Below are 14,794 nucleotides of genomic sequence, written 5' to 3' on the forward strand. Positions count from 1 at the left end.
TATGAGTAAACCTATTTCGGAATTTATAGAAAAATATTTTTTACATTTCAATTCTGCTACTTTAGTAGACGCTGCCAAAGGATATGTAGCTCATCTTAAAGATGGAGGAAAAATGATGATTACTATGGGTGGCGCCATGAGTACAGCGGAGTTAGGAAAAATTTTAGCAGAAATGATTCGGCAGGATAAAGTGTCTATTATTTCATGTACCGGAGCTAATCTGGAAGAAGATATAATGAATTTGGTAGCTCATTCTCATTATAAAAGAATTCCTGAATATCGGGATTTAACTCCACAACAGGAATGGGATTTGCTAGAAAATCATTTAAATCGTGTTACTGACACCTGCATTCCTGAAGAGGAAGCTTTCCGACGTTTACAACAACATATTGAAAAAATATGGAAAGATGCTGATGAAAAAGGTGAAAGACATTTCCCTCACGAATATATGTACCAGATGTTGCTATCCGGGGTATTAGAACAATATTATGAAATTGACCCGAAAAATAGTTGGATGTTGGCTGCTGCCGAAAAAAATTTACCCATTGTGGTTCCCGGATGGGAAGATAGTACTATGGGTAATATTTTTGCTGCTAATGTAATTAAAGGCAATCTTAAGGCATCTACTATGAAATCCGGAATTGAATATATGATTTATCTTACTGAATGGTACAGAAATAATTCTGGAGGAAAAGGGGTGGGATTCTTTCAAATAGCAGGTGGTATATCCGGAGATTTTCCAATTTGCGTGGTTCCAATGATGTATCAAGATTTAGAATGGGAAGATGTACCATTCTGGAGTTACTTCTGTCAAATATCTGATTCTACCACTAGTTATGGTTCATATTCCGGTGCTGTACCTAATGAAAAGATTACTTGGGGTAAGTTGGATATAGATACTCCTAAGTTTATTATTGAAAGTGATGCTACTATTGTAGCTCCCTTGGTCTTTGCCTATATTTTAGAAATGTAATTTTATTTATTCTTTATATTAATTAAAAAAGCTGAGTATTAATACTCAGCTTTTTTTGACAAACTAGATTTTATTTATCTTAAATATAGAAATTGAGATTTTTTGCTTGAAAAATGGTTAAATATTTAGTTTCTAAAAAGTTTTTAAATTTTTATTAGTGCTCTATACCACTCCCATAGTACAATTCCTGCACATACGCTTACATTAAGTGAATGTTTGGTTCCTGATTGGGGAATTTCTATAAATAGATCAATCAATTCTAATATATTTTCACTAATTCCTTCCACTTCATTACCTAAGATCAAAGCATATTTTTTTCTTGTTTCAACTTTATATTCCTGAAGATAGACACTATCACTTACCTGCTCTACCCCTACAATAATATAACCTTCTTTCTTTAAAACACTTATAAGTTCTTCTATAGATTTTTTATGCTCCCAGTCTACACTTTCTGTAGCTCCTAAAGCTGTTTTTTGTATCTCTCGATGAGGTGGTTGAGGGGTAATCCCACATAGATAAATTTTATCTATAGAAAAAGCATCTGAAGTACGGAATACAGATCCTACATTATGCATGGAACGTACATTATTCAATAATACAACAACTGGTATTTTATCACTTTCTTTAAAAACTTTTATGGTTTTTCTATTTAATGCTTCTAATTTTAATTTTTCCGGCTTTCTTTCTATCTCCATTATTAAAATTTAATATTTATATTCCATTTATATATATCTCTAAAAAAACTACTCGATGTTAAATTTTCAACTCCAAACCTCTAAATCCTAGTGCTTTATATACCAAAATATTTAATTAAGCACTTTTACTCTTTTATGTTCTTAGATTTTATTCTTTCAACTCACTTTACAAAATATTTCAATTATTCTATTTTTAATTTTTCACCCAACTATTTATTTCTTAAATTTTTCTTACTACGGGAAGAATTTCATTTTTTGAAAGAGCATATCTTTCTATTTCATCTTTTGATAAGACATTATAATATTTTATTTGTTCTACCTTAAATCCTACTTTTTCTAATCTTTTAAAATAATCTAATCCATACCAACGGACATGATCGTATTGTCCAAAATGTTTTTTCCTTTCTTCTCTGTCTGTGATAGAAAAATCTTCATAGGTCTTTTCCAAATCATATTTCATTGGAACCTGAAATATTCCCCATCCGCCAGGTTTCATTACTCTATATAACTCAGACATAGCTTTTGCATCATTTTCAATATGTTCTAATACATGATTACAAAATACTACATCAAACTCATTATCATTAAAGGGAAGGTTTAATATATCTGCTTTTACATCTACAATAGGTGAGTATAAATCAGATGTGATATAATCCAAATTTTTAAGGGCTTTGAATCTTTTTAAAAAACATTGTTCAGGTGCTATACTTAAAACTTTTAATTTATCAGTAAAAAAAACTGTGTCCTTTTGCAGATATAGCCACATTAATCTATGCCTTTCTAAAGATAATGTTCCCGGGGCTAATGCATTTTCACGTGGTTTTCCATATCCATATGGAAGAAATTTCCTATAAGTTTTTCCATCGATAGGGTCTGTAAACTTATCTCCTTTATAAAACCATGAAAAAAATGGTGCAAAAAAATAACTGAATTTAATGAGTATAGGCCTTGGTATTAAATTCAAAAAAAATTTAAATATTTGCTTCATTTAAAAATTAAAACTAAGAATGTAGAGATTTATATAAAAATTCTTCTTCTTCATTTGAGGAAATTCCTAAGGCTTCATATATATATTTGTATGTAGATAAAAGCCTAGGTAAACCATCTACTACTGCCACATCATGTTCAAAATGACAGGATGGCTTATTATCTCTGGTTGTAACCGTCCAACCATCATTATGGAACTTTACTTTATAAGTTCCTTGATTAATCATAGGTTCTATAGCTATTACTAATCCTTCTTCTATTTTAGGGCCACTTCCTTTTCTGCCATAATTAGGAACCTGAGGATCTTCATGCATATCTTTTCCTAATCCATGTCCAACCAGTTCACGAACCACTCCATATCCAGCATTCTCACATATTAACTGAATGGCAAAACTGATATCTCCTATTCTATTCCCTGTCTTACATTTTTTTATTCCTGAATACAAGCTTTGCTTGGTTATTGTCATCATTTTTTCAATTTCAGGATTAATTTCACCTACTGAAAATGTGTAGGCTTGATCTCCATAAAATCCATTTTTTAATGCACCACAATCTATAGAAATAATATCTCCTTCTTCTAAAGGCTTATTATTTGGGATACCATGAACTACTTGATCGTTAGGGGACATACACAATGTATTGGGAAAATCATACATACCAAGAAATCCAGGAATTGCATCATGGTCTCTTATATATTCTTCTGCTAGTTTATCTAAATGCAAAGTAGTAACTCCTGGTTTTACTTCTTTAGCAAGCATACCTAAAGTTTTAGAAACAATTTGTGCACTTTCATACAACAAATCAATTTCTTCTTTTGTTTTTAATTTTATCATGATTTAAATATTCTTGAAAAAAATCCTTTATCTTTTTTACGTTTCCTTTTCGAATATGCTAAAATTTCTCTATCTTCTATTCCAAACTCTATTTTTTCAACTATAATCTGATATACTTCTCCCCAACCTGGAAAGCCCCCCAAATTCCTATCATCAATAAAATAATCGGCATTTATTTTCCTGCTTTGTTTATTTTCTTCAAAAACTTCTCCTTCAAAACTTGAATTTATTGCATAAAACTCTATACCTTTCTTTTTACAGAATTCAACAGCTTCTTGTAATTTTTCTCCATTCCTATAAGTCCATAAAATAAGTCTATAGCCTTTTTCTTGTAATTTTTTCATAGATTCGAAAGCAAAAGCCATAGGTTTTCCTATTTCAGGATATTTATCTTCAACTATAGTACCATCAAAATCAATTGCAATGATCTTATTATTCATAAACCAGAGAAATTAGTTATTCTTACAAAGTTACTATTTTTCACCTTTATCTCTTTCGAATTTAAGTATTTTATCACTATTAATAACTATCTAACAATACCTTTTTTCTACACAGTATTTTTATCCTGCTTATATTTATATTTTATCGTTTTAATATTTTTTGATCTTTATATAACTTTTGGTATAATATTCGATATTTGCCTAATTATATTAATCAAATTTAAAAATATTTAAATATGAAGTTTAATTTTAAACTCTTTACCTTATTGGGTATATTCTTAGTATATACCAACTGCTCTATCACTACTTCTTATGATTATGATAAATCTGTAGATTTTTCTCAATATAAAACTTTCAGTATTTATCAAAATGGTATAGACTCGTTAAAACTAAATGATTTGGATAAAAATAGAATTGTAAGGGCAATTGTCGGTCAACTTAAAAGTAAAGGACTTACTGAAGCTGAAAGGGGTGATTTAACTGTAAATGTTTTAGCATCTTCTAAAAAAGTGGTTAATATTGATAATGACCCTTATTGGGGGGCCCCCTGGGGATGGGGATACGGATGGGGTTATGGATGGAACGGTTCTAGCACTGTATATGAAACCCGTGAAGGTAAACTGACTGTACATTTAGTAGACACTAAAAAAAATGTCTTAGTTTGGGAAGGTATTGCTGATGGGCTTAATGTTAGCAATGTAGCTAACAAGGAAGAAGAAATAGGAAAAGCTATGCAAAAAATATTTACTTATTATCCACCTAAAGAAAAAAATAAATCCTATTATTAAACAAATAAAAAAATCTCAAAATATAAATTTTGAGATTTTTTATTTCATCTTTTGTTTTATTTAAATTTCCGTTTCTTAAATTTTTTCCCATACCATATTAAAAAACCTGTTAAAGGTAAACTAGAACCAATGATTCCTACTATAAATGTTAAAATTTTCCCTATTTTTCCCATCCAAGTTCCCATATGTAACATCATATTTAAATTTTCCACTTGTATTTGTTTTTGTATAGGCTTGGGAATTAATATTTCTTTGTCAGTATATTTATTATAAATTCTCGTCTTAGAGTTTGAAGTTGTTTTTAAATATATGTTTTTAGCTGATGTAAGCATAAAATAACCTATAGAATCAAAATTATAAACCTGTCCCTGTATAGCTTCAATCGTAGGATCAGAAATAAATATTTTATCTATAATTTTATTGAAACCTATAAATTTTTTAGTGAAATCCGATTTGGGAAGAGTAGTCATCCACTCATTTGTGGGATCTCCTCCAAATAGCTTTACAGTTACATTTGAAAGTGGTTTAAATGCTATAATTAAGCCTGTTATGACAAGAATAATTGAAAAGATAATAGTGTAAAACCCTAATACATTGTGCAGGTCTAAATTTAATCTTCTCCATTTTGCTTTCCATTTTATTTTAAAATTTTTATCACAATTAGCCTTCGTCCATTTTTTAGGCCACCAAAGTATAAGTCCTGTTATTAATTCTAAAAGAAAAATAATACTTGCTATATCTACAATCCATTCTCCTGTTTTCCCTAATAATAATGATGCGTGTAAATGTGCAGTAACGAAAAAAAACATTATGGTATTATCTTTACCGATAACTTTTCCTGTATATGGATCCATAAAAACATTAATCAGCCCTTCTTTAGGATTAAAAAGTAAAACTTTAACAGATCTTTTTTTATCTCTGTAGGTAATAAAATAAGATAACTTATAATCTGGAAATTCTATTTGTGCCTTTTGTAAAAGTTTTTCAATAGGTATTTTTTTTTCTTTTAGATTTTTTACATATAAATAGTGACGAGCATTAAAATCAATTACTTCATCGGATATAACTACTACTGTACCTGTAATACATACAAAAAAGAGAATAATTGCTGATATAATTCCAGGCCATAAGTGTAACCAGGAAATAGTTTTCTTAAATATTGTTTTTTTATTTTTAGCAATTTTCTTCAATTATAAAATATCTTTTATGTCTTTTATTGAGAATTTTCTTTTTGGCTTTGCTCTATTTTAGCACGAATTTTATCTGTAGCAATATTCCCAGGATAATTTTTAAGATTGTAATCAATAATTTTAGAGGCTGCTTCCATTTCTCCTATCGAAAGAGAATATTCTGCAAGATTATTTATTAAAGTTTCAGAAGGAAGAAATTCAAAATTTAACTGTTCTGATAACTGTTTATAATATTCTTCAATAAGATTAGGGTCTTGTGGTATTTTTTTTACAGGTAAGGTTATCCCTTTAAAAATAAATTTGAATGCATCATACATTCCTGGAATATTTACAGTCCCATGATCTTCTTCAGGATAATATTTCCATTTACTTCGTAAATTATTTCGTGTAGATGTATCTAATAGATCTGTACAAAAAAGCCTTATAGCATCAGAATGTTCATCATTGGCCTTAGTTTCTTTTTTAGCCATTGCTATAAATAAATTAAATCCTATTAAGTTTTTTTTTTCTAATAGCTCCTTGGCATCTTTATATATTTTTTTATTATCCCACCATATGCTGGGATCTATTGCTACGTATGATTTAAATGAACTTGAATGATGGACAAATGTATTCAACACAAACAATCCTCCGAATGAATGTCCTACTATAATATTATATCCATTGGTACGGTAGGTTTTCTCTATATTCTGTTTCAATTCTTCAATTAAAAAATTATAAAAATTCTCTGCTCCACCGCTATTTTCAAAAAATATTTTTCCATCTCTTTTTAGTGAAGATTGAGTCGGAGTAAGATCTCTTGTTCTATCCGTATTTATAATTCCTACAATAACAGATTCCGGCATGTAATTATACATTCCTTTAGTAAAAGCTTTTTGAATTGCTACCAAAGAATAAAAATTTGATTCTCCATCTAATAAATATATTACCGGATATTTTTCTTTTTGAGCCTCATATTCTGGGGGGAGATATACCCAATACTCCCTGTTTTCTTTTAATATTTGAGAATAAAAAGAATATTTTTCCCCAATCTTTATTTCTTCTTGAGCATATATTATAGAAAAAAAAATAATATTAAAAATTAATGCAATTTTTTTCATTAGTTAGCTAATTTTATACTGTATTTCATTATAGTTTATAAATCAATGAAGCTAAAAATTGTCTGGGTTTCTGTGGTTGCCCCCAATAATTGCTTGTCCAATAAGTTTGATTGGTCAGATTATTCATCTTTAATGAAATTTTATATTTTGAATTAGTATAAAAAATACTTGCATCAAGTGTTGTATATCCGGAAATAACGAATGTATTGGCATCATCCCAATAACTTTTGCCTATTGAGTTCCCTCCTATTCCTATTCCAAGACCTTTGAGTTTTGTTTTTGTTAATGTATAATCTGTCCAAAAATTAAATGAATTGTATGGGGTATTATATGGATGTTTACCTTCTACTGATGCATCAGCCTTTACATATCGACTATCATTATAACCATATCCTACAATTAAATTCCATCCTTCTAATGGTATTGCTTTAACTTCTATATCTACACCTTTGCTTTTTCTTGTTCCGTCCTGTACTGTATAAGTATCTATTCCATCTGAAACAGTTCTTAGAGAATTTTTAACCTTTATGTGGTAATAACTTAATGTGGAAACTATTCGATGTTCAAAAATATCTAATTTTATTCCTCCTTCCCACTGATTAGCATGCTCTGGTTTATAACTTTTTTTCTGCCCTACAGGTGAACCTGTATCAACGACATTAGTAAATCCGTCCATATAATTTCCAAATAAAGAAACTTTATCTTTAAGTATCTCATATACAATACCAAATTTAGGTGACCAAGAGGTCTGATCATCGTCATAATTATATGATTTCATATCTAAATAATCCCCTCCTTTTGCTTTATAATAATCCATTCTTAATGATAACAAAAAATTTAATCTATCTTGTATTTTTACTACATCAGAAACATAAACACCTAAAATATTATGTTTTCTAAAATATTCTGCAAATGGATTAACCGCTCCAATTAATGAATTGTATTTATCAACTGAAAGGGACAAATCGGGCTGATTTACATTTATTATATCATAAATTACCTGCGCCCTTTTATCTTCTGTTGTATAATATAAGTAGTCAATTCCTGAAAGGAATTCATTCTTCACTTCACCAAAATTAAATTTTCCAAGTACATTCTGTTGTACATTATATCGGGTAAATGTACTGGGAACTTTCATAATCCGTCTTTGTACATTCTCATTATCTGTGAAAGTAAGGAATAAATAATTGGCTTTATTTTCAGATTTGGAGAAAGAAAATAAACTTTGAGAGGTCCAAGAATCTGAAATCTTATATTTAGCCTCTATAAAGGCATTAAAAATATCTGCTTCGCTAACTAAATTCTTATTAGATAATGATTTTTTTGGATTATAAGGTAAATCTTTAAATGTATTTACTGTTACCCCGCTCCCTTTTGTGTAAAAATTTGTATTCCCTGAAGTATGATAAAGTTCAAAATCCAAATTAAAAGTTAAGCGGTCATCTACTTTATAGGTAAAACTAGGGTCTATACTCCAGGTTTTCCTCCCTGAATAATCCTGAAAAAAATCTTCTGTATGATATACGGCATTAATTCTAAATAAAACTGTGGAATCTTTTACAGGAGTATTAACATCAGCAGTAAAACGGGATAATCCCCATGAACCGGTGGTATAATCTATACTCCCACCAAAATTTTGATAGGGTTTCTTTGTTATTTTATTTATCATTCCCCCATAAGAGATCACGGAACCGAATAAAGTGCCTGAAGGACCTTTGACTACTTCTAATCTTTCAACATTTACCATATCCGTTAGAGTAGCTGAATTTGTAGAAAGTCCGTTTCGTAGTCCTATATCAGTACTGAATCCTCTCATCATAAGATAAAGCCCAACTCCTCCTGATCCTGGTCCTTGTACTGCATTACTTCCTCCCGGAACATTTTTTAATGCTTCTTCTGAAGTAGTTACAATTTGATTGCTCATAATTTCTTTAGAAATAACTGTATAAACTTGAGGATTTTCTATATTTTTTAAGGGCATTTTTGCTACATATTCACTATTGCTTTTAATCTTATCCCCTTCAACTATAACTTCTTCAATCTCCTTTACCGTAGATTTTTCTTCCGTATAAATTAAATTATAAACTTTAGCATTTTCTAATTTAATTTTCCCATCATATATTATTTTATCTTTATATGAAACTTTTATATTATATTCTCCTAAATTTAAATTAGCTATTTTAAATTCACCTTCTTTATTACTATAAACAATAATAGTAACATCTCCTTCGAGCTTTATCTCACTTCCTTGCACAGGCAGATTATTAGATGTTAAAACCCGACCTTCTATTGATGCCAATTCCTGGCAGTTTACCCATAAAAATAAAAATGAACAAATGAGGCATAAAAAAACTTTCATAAAATATCTCTTTTAATTTGTTAATAACAAACTTATAAATTTATTTAGAATAATTATAAATAAATATGAGATAAATTTATCACCAAACATGATTAATATCATATTAATGAAAGTAAAAATAAAAATCTAAAACAACATAAGATTTTAATGAAGTAATGAAAAGATATTTTTACTTTTGCATTCGATATTATATACTTACATATAAAATATAAAAAACCCGGAATGAATTTTAACTCTCTTTTTCGAAAAAAAAACATTTCTGATTTACAAGATATTACTCAAAATTCTCAGCTAAATAAGGTATTATCTGTTAAGGATTTAACTTTTTTTGGAATTGCTGCTATTATAGGTGCCGGTATTTTTAGTACTATTGGTAGAGCTTCTTATGAAGGAGGGCCTGCTATTTCTTTATTATTTATTCTTGTGGCAGTTGCCTGCATTTTTACCGCATTATGCTATGCCCAATTTGCTTCAATGATCCCAGTAAGCGGTAGTGCTTATACATACGCTTATGTTTCATTAGGTGAAATTTTTGCCTGGACCATTGGTTGGGCTTTAATCTTAGAGTATGCTGTATCTAATATAGTTATCGCTATTTCTTGGTCTGGTTATTTTATATCGATGTTACAGGGTTTTGGCATTCATTGGCCTGATTGGTTATCAATAGATTATTGGAATGCTCACAGAGCATTCATTGAAAGTCAGACACATCCATTAACCGTTTCTGCTAATGATCTAAAACTTTCGCAAATATATCAGTCAGCACCTGAAATTTCAGGAATAAAAATTATTTTTAATCTTCCTGCTGGTTTAATAACTCTCTTAGTTACTGCACTTGCTTACGTGGGTATAAAAGAATCTACACGAATAAGCAATATTTTAGTTTGGATAAAACTAACAGTTATTATCGGAATTATTCTCATCGGTGTTTTTTATATAAAACCCGAAAATTGGTCCCCATTTTTACCTAATGGATTGGGAGGAGTTATGGGAGGAGTAGCTGCTGTGTTTTTTTCATTTATTGGTTTTGATTCCATCTCCACGACAGCTGAAGAAGCCAAAAATCCTCAAAAAGATTTACCCAGAGCCATGCTTTACTGCATTATTATATGTACCGTTTTATATGCAGGTATAGCTTTAGTTTTGACAGGAATGGTTAATTATAAAGAACTAAGGGTAGATGACCCTTTAGCTTATGTTTTTGGAAAGATCGGAATGAATTTTATTGCCGGAATTATCTCCGTAAGTGCTGTTATTGCCATGACAGGGGCTATTCTGGTTTATCAAATTGGACAACCCAGAATATGGATGACAATGAGTCGTGATGGTTTACTCTGGAAACCTTTTGGAAAAATCCATAAAAAATATCACACTCCCGGTTTTGCAACTATTATTGCGGGTTTTTTCGTTGGTATTCCAGCTATGTTTCTGGATATGCAAATTGTAGTAGACCTGACAAGTGTAGGTACTTTTTTTGCTTTTATCTTAGTTTGTTCCGGAGTTTTATATTTAGATCATAAGAAGCTTTCAAAACAAGCAAAATTTAAATTACCTTATATTAACGGCAAAATTTTAATTCTTTTATTTTTTTGTATTGGCTTTACTTTATTTTTGACTCAAACTGATTTTCATAAAATTATAAAAGAAAAACCTTTATTATCTATATTTTGGATTGTATGGTTGGGCTTATCTATTGCTTCTTTAAAATATAAATTCTCATTAATACCTATTTTAGGCATTTTATTCAATTTATACTTAATGACTGAACTTGAATGGTCAAATTGGGGAATGTTTGTTATCTGGCTTTTCTTAGGTCTTAGTATTTATTTTTTATATGGAAGAAAAAACAGCAAATTATCAAGACTAATACAAACTGCTAAAAAATAATTATATCCTTAATTTCAATGAATTTACAATCATTATTCAGGCGTAAAAAATTATCTGACATAGAAACTGAAAATTCAAAAAATTCTCAATTACATAAAGTTTTAGGGATAAGAGACCTTACATTTTTAGGTGTAGCTGCAATAGTGGGTGCCGGAATATTCAGTACTATTGGCCGTGCTGCATATGAAGGAGGCCCTGCCGTTTCTCTTTTATTTATACTTGTAGCTACTGCCTGTATCTTTACAGCCTTGTGTTATGCACAATTTGCTTCAATGATCCCTATAAGTGGAAGTGCGTACACTTACACTTACATATCTCTTGGTGAAATATTTGCCTGGGTAATAGGCTGGGCTCTTCTTTTAGAATATGCGGTATCTAATATGGTAGTAGCAATAGCTTGGTCTGAATATTTTACTACTATGCTTTCCGGATTTGGTATTCATTGGCCTGATTGGCTGGGAATTGATTATAGTTCTGCAAAAGAAGCATATAATCAAATACAATCAGGTACATTTAAAAATTCAATTCCCGATACCGTAGCTAAAGCTGCATACACTTATAGTAATGCCCCTCAAATCGGGGGAATAAAAATATTATTTGATTTACCTGCCGGACTTATTACCTTGTTTATCACTTTTATTGTTTATATTGGAATCAAAGAATCTAAAAACTTAGGAAACTGGTTGGTAATATTAAAATTAGGAGTTATCATTCTTGTTATTATAGCCGGATCATTTTTTATTAAACCAGAAAATTGGTCTCCTTTTTTACCAAATGGTTTAGGTGGTGTAATGGGGGGAGTTGCTGCCGTATTTTTTGCTTTTATCGGCTTTGATTCTATTTCCACAACTGCAGAAGAAGCCAAAAATCCTCAAAGAGATTTGCCCAAAGCTATGATATTTTGCCTTATTATCTGTGCTCTTTTATATGTTATACTTTCTCTAGTTTTAACAGGAATGGTTAATTATAAAGAATTGAGAGTAGATGATCCTTTGGCTTATGTATTTGGAAAAGTAGGAATGGACTTTATTGCCGGTATTATTTCTATAAGTGCAGTAATTTCGATAACCAGTACACTATTGGTATACCAAATTGGACAACCCAGAATATGGATGTCTATGAGTAGAGATGGACTATTGGGTAATAAATTTAGTTCTATTAATAAAAAATATAAAACTCCGGGGTTTGCTACAATTCTTACGGGAATTTTGGTCGGAATTCCTTCTATGTTTTTAGATATGCAATTTGTAGTAGATCTCACGAGTGTGGGAACTTTTTTTGCTTTTATTTTGGTTTGTTCCGGTACATTATACCTGGAAAACAAAGGAGAAACAAATAAAGCTAGATTTAAAATACCTTATATTAACAGCCAATATATAACCGGAATTTGTTTTATTATTTGTATAACTCTTTTTATTACCCAAACTGAATATATGAAAATAATATATGAAAAACCTTTATTATTCATATTTGCATTAGTGTGGTTTGGATTATCTATTGCTTCTTTAAAGTATAAATTTTCATTAATTCCCATTCTTGGTATTTTATTTAATTTATATCTAATGACTGAACTGGGATGGTCAAATTGGATCATGTTTATTATTTGGCTACTTATGGGATTAATAATATATTTTATTTATGGATACAATAAAAGTAAATTAAACCCTAAAAACCAAATCAAAACACACTAATAACATAAATTAACTAATAAATCAATATTTTCACTAAAAAACTTTCGTTTTCTTTCCTTATTAATTAAAAGTATTTTTTATTTATAAATAATAATATTATACACAAATAAAACGAAACTATTGTTATATTTGTACAAACTAATAATTTTAAATATAAACCATTTAAATAAAGATACATATAAAAAATGACTTCAAATAACACTTCATTATTTCCGAAGATAAATGAAATACCTGAAAAATTTCGATTAGATAAAACCGTAAATCAAACAAAAATATTAATAAATGGTGAGTTTATTGAATGGAAAGGACCTTTTCAAGATGTTTTTTCACCGATTTATATACAGTCCGAATCTTCTAATTCTTTAGAAAAATTTAAAATAGGCAGCTATCCAATTGCTACCAATAAGGAATCAATCAGGGCTTTAGATGCTGCAACAAAAGCATTTAACGGAGGAAAAGGTGAATGGCCTTCCATGTCTGTAAATGATCGAATAATGGCAATGGAAAATTTCATTCATAAAATGGAAAGCCAACGTGAGCCTATTGTAAAAATGATTATTTGGGAAATTTGCAAAAGTGTAAAAGATGCGGAAAAAGAATTCGATCGCACTGTAGAGTATATAAAAGATACCATTATTGCTCTAAAAAAAATTGATAAAGAATCCTCTCAAATAAAAACTGTAAGCGGAGTATTGGCTCAGGTAAAAAAATTACCTTATGGAGTGGTACTATGTATGGGACCTTATAACTATCCTTTAAATGAAACTTTTGCTACTTTAATACCGGCATTATTAATGGGCAATACGATATTATTTAAACCACCAAGACAAGGAATTTTATTGTTTAGTTATTTATTGGATGCTTTCAAAGAATGTTTTCCTCAAGGTGTAATCAATACTTTATATGGTAGAGGACGAGATGTCACTCCTGTTTTAATGCAATCAGGAAAAATTGATGTATTAGCATTTATAGGCTCTAGTAAAGTTGCAAATGGTATGATTAAAGAATCTCCATTTGCTAATAGTTTACATGCTGTATTAGGATTAGATGCAAAAAATGCAGGAATTATTGATGAAACTGCAAATATTGATTGGGCTGTAAATGAAGTTATACAAGGGGCTTTTTCTTTTAATGGACAACGTTGTACAGCTTTAAAGATTATTTTTGTACATAGTTCTATCGCTGATAACTTCAACAAAAAACTTTGTGAAGAAATATCAAAACTTTCTGTAGGGATGCCTTGGGATAACAATGTTTTTATAACCCCGGTAGCTGAACCTGAAAAACCTGAATATATACAAAAATGCATTGATGAGGCAATTGCTAATGGAGGGGAGATTATTAATAAAGAATCCGGAGGAGGAATAATTAACTATTCATTAGTTAACCCGGCAATTATATATCCGGTTAATGAAAAAATGAATTTATTATATAATAAGGAACAATTTGGTCCTATTTTGCCCATTGTTCCTTATTACTATCCTGAGGAACCCATAGATTATATAATTAAATCTAATACAGGACAACAAGTTTCTATTTTCTCAAACAATACAGAAAACATATCAAACTTCATTAAATCTTTACGTTGCCAAGTTGGTAGAATCAATATTAATTCTCAATGTCAAAGAGGACCTGATGTGTTCCCTTTCAATGGACGTAAAAATTCAGCAAAAGGTACACTTTCCATTACAGAAGCACTATATGCTCTTTCGATAGATTCTGTAATAGCTACAAAAGATAATGATTTTAATGATAAGTTAATCAGCTCGATTCTTAAGTAAAATCATTCATTTTTAAATTCAACTTTATCTAATGGGAGTAGTTTTTGCTACTCCTTTATTTTTTTTCATT

12 protein-coding genes are annotated in these 14,794 nt (G+C 29.8%); 5 read left to right on the forward strand and 7 right to left on the reverse strand.

The annotated features are described in order from the left end of the window. The first annotated feature begins 1 nt into the window (after position 1). Positions 2-973 (forward strand): deoxyhypusine synthase family protein, encoded by a 972-nt coding sequence (locus C4S76_RS07220; protein ID WP_105193799.1) that lies wholly within the window; start codon positions 2-4, stop codon positions 971-973. A 143-nt stretch (positions 974-1,116) separates the two neighbouring features. Here C4S76_RS07220 and C4S76_RS07225 read toward each other — a convergent pair whose 3' ends face one another. The 4 genes from C4S76_RS07225 to C4S76_RS07240 form a co-directional block, all read right to left on the reverse strand. Next, complete coding sequence (locus tag C4S76_RS07225; RefSeq protein ID WP_105193800.1) at positions 1,117-1,668, reverse strand: RNA methyltransferase; 552 nt, start codon at positions 1,666-1,668, stop codon at positions 1,117-1,119. A 220-nt stretch (positions 1,669-1,888) separates the two neighbouring features. Continuing rightward, entirely contained in the window at positions 1,889-2,656 is a 768-nt protein-coding gene (locus C4S76_RS07230; protein ID WP_105193801.1) for a class I SAM-dependent methyltransferase, read from the reverse strand. A 13-nt stretch (positions 2,657-2,669) separates the two neighbouring features. Then, a complete protein-coding gene (gene map, locus C4S76_RS07235) occupies positions 2,670-3,488 on the reverse strand; it encodes a type I methionyl aminopeptidase (protein WP_105193802.1) in 819 nt (272 codons plus the stop codon). Beyond that, complete coding sequence (locus C4S76_RS07240) at positions 3,485-3,928, reverse strand: BT0820 family HAD-type phosphatase (protein ID WP_105193803.1); 444 nt, start codon at positions 3,926-3,928, stop codon at positions 3,485-3,487. Before C4S76_RS07240 ends, map begins: the two co-directional genes overlap by 4 nt. A gap of 236 nt (positions 3,929-4,164) precedes the next feature. Between C4S76_RS07240 and C4S76_RS07245 the strand changes: the two genes are divergently transcribed. Continuing rightward, a complete protein-coding gene (locus C4S76_RS07245) occupies positions 4,165-4,716 on the forward strand; it encodes a DUF4136 domain-containing protein (protein ID WP_105193804.1) in 552 nt (183 codons plus the stop codon). 56 nt (positions 4,717-4,772) lie between these two features. Here the strand turns inward: C4S76_RS07245 and C4S76_RS07250 are convergent, their stop codons facing one another. The 3 genes from C4S76_RS07250 to C4S76_RS07260 are packed head-to-tail and all read right to left on the reverse strand — an operon-like array spanning position 4,773 to position 9,365. After that, positions 4,773-5,906 carry a PepSY-associated TM helix domain-containing protein gene (locus tag C4S76_RS07250; RefSeq protein ID WP_105193805.1) on the reverse strand — a complete coding sequence of 378 codons (1,134 nt, stop codon included), beginning with the start codon at positions 5,904-5,906 and terminating at the stop codon, positions 4,773-4,775. 23 nt (positions 5,907-5,929) lie between these two features. Then, a complete protein-coding gene (locus C4S76_RS07255; RefSeq protein WP_105193806.1) occupies positions 5,930-7,006 on the reverse strand; it encodes an alpha/beta hydrolase in 1,077 nt (358 codons plus the stop codon). Between the two features lie 28 nt (positions 7,007-7,034). Further along, the gene (locus tag C4S76_RS07260) at positions 7,035-9,365 is read right to left on the reverse strand and encodes a TonB-dependent receptor (RefSeq protein ID WP_105193807.1); all 2,331 of its coding nucleotides are present in this window, start codon (positions 9,363-9,365) and stop codon (positions 7,035-7,037) included. A gap of 222 nt (positions 9,366-9,587) precedes the next feature. Between C4S76_RS07260 and C4S76_RS07265 the strand changes: the two genes are divergently transcribed. The 3 genes from C4S76_RS07265 (at position 9,588) to C4S76_RS07275 (ending at position 14,724) form a co-directional block, all read left to right on the forward strand. Beyond that, on the forward strand, positions 9,588-11,252 hold the full coding sequence (locus tag C4S76_RS07265; protein ID WP_105193808.1) for an amino acid permease: 1,665 nt from the start codon (positions 9,588-9,590) through the stop codon (positions 11,250-11,252). A gap of 17 nt (positions 11,253-11,269) precedes the next feature. Next, positions 11,270-12,943: an amino acid permease gene (locus C4S76_RS07270; RefSeq protein WP_105193809.1), complete on the forward strand. Its 1,674-nt coding sequence runs from the start codon at positions 11,270-11,272 to the stop codon at positions 12,941-12,943. 185 nt (positions 12,944-13,128) lie between these two features. Next, on the forward strand, positions 13,129-14,724 hold the full coding sequence (locus C4S76_RS07275) for an aldehyde dehydrogenase family protein (protein WP_105193810.1): 1,596 nt from the start codon (positions 13,129-13,131) through the stop codon (positions 14,722-14,724). Positions 14,725-14,794 lie beyond the last annotated feature (70 nt).

Source organism: Apibacter adventoris (assembly GCF_002964965.1).
Classification (GTDB): domain Bacteria; phylum Bacteroidota; class Bacteroidia; order Flavobacteriales; family Weeksellaceae; genus Apibacter; species Apibacter adventoris.